Below are 5,333 nucleotides of genomic sequence, written 5' to 3'. Positions count from 1 at the left end.
AATCCATCTACCAATATAGAACACATATCCTAACCCAGTTCCAATTCCGAAAGCAGATAACGAAGCTGCAAGTGCAACAGGGTTAATTCCATCTAAGAATCCCGGAAGAATTGAATTTTCTATTTCGTGATGTATAGAATGAATTCCGAATGTCTCTTCAAGATAATTTGTAAACAATTCATGCAATCCTCCTTCAAATGATAAACCTACAATACCAATACCGATTGTTAATACTGCAAGAATTCCATATGGAATCCACATTGATGACGGGGCTTCGTGAATATGATGGCCTTCTTCTTCCATTTTTTGGATATGTTTACTTTTTGGACCATAAAATACCAAACCCAACATTCTTGTTGTATAAAATGCAGTGATTACTGCAGTTAAAACGGCAATTGCAAATACTGGCATTGCCCATTCATGACCGGATGTATAGATAGCACCAAAAATAGAATCTTTACTCCAGAAACCAGTTGTGATAAATGGAGCACCCATCAATCCAAGACCGGCAGCCCACATAAACAGATAAGTCTTTTTCATATGTTTGCGCAATCCACCCATATCTGTCATAAATCTAGAACCGACTACGTGAAGTAAAGAACCGGCAGCCATAAACAATGATGCCTTAAACATTGCATGTGAAATTAGATGGAAGAATCCTGCAGTATATCCATTAACAAATTGTTGTGACAATCCTGCAATACCTAGAACCATCATCATGTAACCAATCTGTGAACCAGTAGAGTAAGCGAGAACTTTCTTGATTTCGGAATTAACCATTCCTTGAAGTCCTAAGAGAAGGGCAGTAGTTGCACCTACTAGAAGAATAATTTCAAAGAATTGATCTGCTAAAATTCCAGCTGCGCTTAATGCAAAAACTAATGGTGCAAGTCGCATAACTAAGAAAACACCTGCTTTTACCATTGTTGCTGCGTGAATCAAAGCAGAAACAGCTGTTGGACCAGTCATTGCTTCTAAAAGCCATTCGTTAAGTGGGAATTGGGCTGATTTACCTACAGCTCCACCAAACAATAACACAAATGCAGGAATTAAGAGACCTTGTGCAGACATTGTTGTTGCCCAAGCAGTATCATGCATTAATTCTCTAAATCCAAATGTTCCTGCAAACAAGAATATCAAGAGCATACCTGCAATCATCATAACATCACCAACTTTTGTCATGATGAATGCCTTCATACCAGCATGAGTTGGTGAATAATAATCTAAAAGACCAAGAACAGTTCTTCCTTCTGTACCAACATGATCTTTCTTTTTATCACGATACCAAAAGCTAATCAATGCATATGATGCAAGTCCTACACCTTCCCAACCAAAGAAGACTTGTAGTAAATTATCAGATAAAACAATTAATTGCATTGAACCAATGAAGAACATCATCCAGAACCAAAATCTTGTTATGGATTTGTCACCTTTCATGTATCCTGTACTGTAAATCATAATTAGAAATGAAATCCAGCCAACAACATTTGCCATGATCACTGCAAGTGGATCAGCAAGAACACCCGCTTTTAGACCGATAGAATTAATCCAAGATATTTGATCATGTACTTCATGAGCTTCCAATGCCATTGGCAATAAAGATAATGCAGATAGCGCACTCATCAAAGCAAATCCAACTGCAACAAATCCGGTTGCACGCTTTGACATTTTTCCAATAGCTGGCATTATCAAAGCAGCGATGAATGGCAGTATCCAAATTAACCAAGCACTTGATGCACCTGCTTCTAATGATAAACCTAACATCTCAGTTGCCATACACTAAGCCCCCAAAACTCCATTCATGTAAGGAATTATTTGATTAAAGAATATGTCAGGATAAATTCCAAGAACTATTGTAAATCCTGCGAGTACCATCATCGGAGCTGTCATGTACCAGCTTCCTTCTTTGACGTTCTCAAGATTTACTGGGAGTTTACCAAAGAATACACGTTTTAGCATCCAAAGAATGTAAGACATTGTTAATGCTGTTGCAACAAGGCCTAAACCAAATGTTACTGCTCTTACAGTTGAGCCTTCTTTAATCGCAGTTTCTAATGCACCATAAAATAGAGTCCACTCACCCATAAAACCACTAGTTGGCGGAACTCCCATTATTGTCAATGCACCTATTACTGTACAAACTGCAGTGATAGGCATCTTACCAGCTAATCCACCTAGTTGAGAAATACTTCTTGTACCAACTTTTACAATCAAAATTCCAGCCATCATGAAGAGGATGCCTTTACCTAATGCATGTGTTACATACATCATTTCAGCACCTGATAATCCCAAAACAGACATGGAGCCAATTCCAAATAGAATGTAACCCATTTGACTGATACTAGAATATGCAAGTAATCGTTTAATGTCATCTTGCATCAGTGCCATTGCACCTCCATAGATCATAGTAACAAGACCCCAAATGTGGAACCAAATAGAAAGATCAGCAAATGTATTTGGTAGCAATTCAACAATTAATCTGAAAATACCATAAGCCCCAATACCAATCATTGCAGGTGATAGTAATGCACTGATAGGAGTTGGTGCAGAACCGTGAACCCATGGAAGCCATATGTGAAACATGAATACAGCAAGTTTGACTCCAAGGCCAATTGAAATTGCAATTGCTGATAATAACAGAATATCGTGTGGAATTTTTGATTCTTCAATATCTGCAAAATCAAAACTTCCAATTGATAGACCTATCATTAAAAATCCTAATAACAAAACAACTGCACCGGCATGAGTCCAAAACAAGAACATCAAACCAATTTTTCTTCGTGGGCCAGCACCCCAAAGAGCAACTAAAAAGAAACCAGGGATTAACATTACCTCAAAGAATACATAAAATTCAATCAAGTTTGTAGATAGAACAGTACCAAGCATGCCCATTGCAAAAACAAGATAAAGAGCAAAGTAAAGTCCAGATTTTGCATTTACATAATTTGAAAGAGATGAGGATTCAATGACTGTTGAATTTCCAGTAGTTGATACAATCTCTTGATGTTCTTCTTCAAATTGTTCATGAAATCTGTGAATCATGTAAGGTTTTGAATAAAGCACCAAGATTGTACTAAGTACATAAATCATAATTGCAAATGGAGAGGCCAAGCCATCCAACAAGAAACCAAATTCACCAAATTGCTCAGTCCATGGATAATGCTCTTCGGTAGTACCACTTAATGCAGATAAAATTACTAGAACAGTAGTGTAGAGTAACAATCCAAATGTAAACCACATTGCAGGTGTAGGACCCATCTTTCTTCCAATGATATAGGCAACTGGAGATAATAGCAAGGGCAAGAAAACTGCCTGTAAAAGTGCAAATTCCATTATCCTTTCAAACTCCTAAAGTCAGCGATGTCAATATTTTGATACATACGATATGCTACAATAATCAATGAAAGACCAACTGCTACTTCTGCGGCAGCAATTGCAATTGAAAACAATGCAAGTGTTTGACCACCACTATTTGGTATGAATCTTCCAAAAGCGACCAAATTAAGATTTGCAGCATTAATAATTATTTCAACTGCAAATAACATTCGAATAGCATTTCTTTTTACAGATAAACCATAGATACCAATGCCCAACAAGGCAACAGATACTAAAACAAAATCAATCAGTTCGTTGCTCATTCTCTACATCCTCTCTTCTTGCTAAAACTAGTGCACCAGTAACTGAACCTGTTAAAATTAGAGCCATTAGAATTAAAGCTGGCCAATAATAAGTTAAGAAGTCAGCACCAATATTTCTAAAATCAACTGCCGGTTCATTGGTAGTTATTGATTTGATACCAGAGTCCATTATGATGGAACCTAATGCAACCATAAATACAAGCATCAACGCAATTCCAACAAACTTTCTTCTTTTATCCTCAATTTTCTTAAAGATTAATTCTCTTTTTACTAACATTACAGTAAACAAAATTAAAACAGCAATAGAACCTACATAAACTGCTAATTGAAACATTGCAACAAATGGTGAATCCAAAAGCAAAAAGAATCCAGCGATTCCACCAAGAGTTCCCATCAAAGCAATTGAACCATAAATCAAAGATCTCATTTCTAATGCAGCTATTGCCGAACCAATTGTGATTACAGATAATGCAAGAAATGTAACATCAGCCATGTGTAGCACCTCTATCAGTAATTTTTATTTCTGAATCTTGAGAGACATATGGTTTTACTTGTAGTTGGGCTGGAGTGTAAATCAAACCCTCCTTACTGAATGAAGAAAGTTCATAATCATTTGTCATATACAATGCATAAAATGGACATGCGTCCACACATAATCCACAAAATACACATTTACCGTAATCGATTTGCGGCATTATTGCTTTTTTATTTTGTTTATGTTCTTCTGGAACTTTTACCATTGCAATTGCTTCGGCCACACCCTCACATGCAATTGAGCATAATTGACAACCAGTACAATGATCGTGAAATAACATATGACGACCTTTGTATCCTGCAATTCCAACACCAGTAGATGGATCAAATTGATAACCATCTCCAACAAATTTTAGTTTCTCTTCAGGATATCGTAATGTAAATCGTTTAATAGCTAAATGTTTTATTCCCGAATTTAATGCCTTGATAATTCCAGATGCTGTGTTCATTACAATATTCCTCCAGGTCCCAAGACTCCAGCGTACAACAAACCGAGTGCTATAAAGATGTTAACGAATGCTAATCCAATTAATTTGTACCAACCAAGACTTAGCAACATATCAATTCTAATTCTTGGGAAAACACCTCTTGGTAACAGAATAAAGAAGATCACTCCTACCGTTTTAAGTACAAACCATACTACTCCATTTAACATCTCCTGTGAAAATACTGGTAGTCCAGGAATTTTAGCAGTGATTGGGCCCATTACTATTCCATCAGTAATAATTTCCTCAGGGAAAGGAGGCCATATCATCGGTCCAGTCCAACCACCAAGGAATAAAACAACAAACAAGGCTGCAAATGCATAAAGTTTCAAGTATGTTCCCAATTGAACAAGACCGTAGATCATTCCAGAAAATTCAGTTAACCAACCCGCAACAATTTCACTTTCAGCTTCTGGTAAATCAAATGGAATTCTTTCTAATTCAGCTAATATTGTAATAAAGAAAATAATTGCGCCAATTGGCAAAAATATAATCCATGGGAAATTGGTTTGACTGACAACAATTTCAGAAAGATTTAGAGTGCCTGTAAGAATTACTACTCCCAATAATGAAAGAATTAACGGGATTTCAAATGAAACCATTTGATGTAATGCTCTAATTCCACCAATGAATGGAAATTTGCTGTTTGATGACCATGCAGAAAGAATTGTTATTA

General features: G+C 36.5%; 6 protein-coding genes. All 6 read right to left on the bottom strand.

Features of this window, described 5'->3' with window-relative positions:
• Positions 1-1,776 (bottom strand): NADH-quinone oxidoreductase subunit 5 family protein (locus BG20_RS05670; RefSeq protein ID WP_010192051.1); only part of this gene is annotated, 1,776 nt, incomplete at its 3' end.
• 3 nt (positions 1,777-1,779) lie between these two features.
• Complete coding sequence (locus BG20_RS05665) at positions 1,780-3,333, bottom strand: complex I subunit 4 family protein (RefSeq protein WP_010192049.1); 1,554 nt, start codon at positions 3,331-3,333, stop codon at positions 1,780-1,782.
• A complete protein-coding gene (gene nuoK, locus BG20_RS05660; protein ID WP_010192047.1) occupies positions 3,333-3,638 on the bottom strand; it encodes an NADH-quinone oxidoreductase subunit NuoK in 306 nt (101 codons plus the stop codon). The genes BG20_RS05665 and nuoK overlap by 1 nt, the downstream gene beginning before the upstream one ends.
• A complete protein-coding gene (locus BG20_RS05655; protein WP_007402306.1) occupies positions 3,619-4,131 on the bottom strand; it encodes an NADH-quinone oxidoreductase subunit J family protein in 513 nt (170 codons plus the stop codon). Before BG20_RS05655 ends, nuoK begins: the two co-directional genes overlap by 20 nt.
• Positions 4,124-4,621 carry an NADH-quinone oxidoreductase subunit I gene (locus BG20_RS05650; RefSeq protein WP_010192043.1) on the bottom strand — a complete coding sequence of 166 codons (498 nt, stop codon included), beginning with the start codon at positions 4,619-4,621 and terminating at the stop codon, positions 4,124-4,126. Before BG20_RS05650 ends, BG20_RS05655 begins: the two co-directional genes overlap by 8 nt.
• A partial coding sequence (locus BG20_RS05645) for a complex I subunit 1/NuoH family protein (RefSeq protein WP_010192041.1) occupies positions 4,621-5,333 on the bottom strand: 713 nt, incomplete at its 5' end. The genes BG20_RS05645 and BG20_RS05650, both read right to left, overlap by 1 nt.

Origin of the sequence: Candidatus Nitrosarchaeum limnium BG20 (assembly GCF_000241145.1) — an archaeon.
GTDB classification, from domain to species: Archaea; Thermoproteota; Nitrososphaeria; order Nitrososphaerales; family Nitrosopumilaceae; genus Nitrosarchaeum; species Nitrosarchaeum limnae.
Note: the sequence above shows the minus strand (reverse complement) of the source record. Positions and strands in the feature narration are given on the sequence as shown.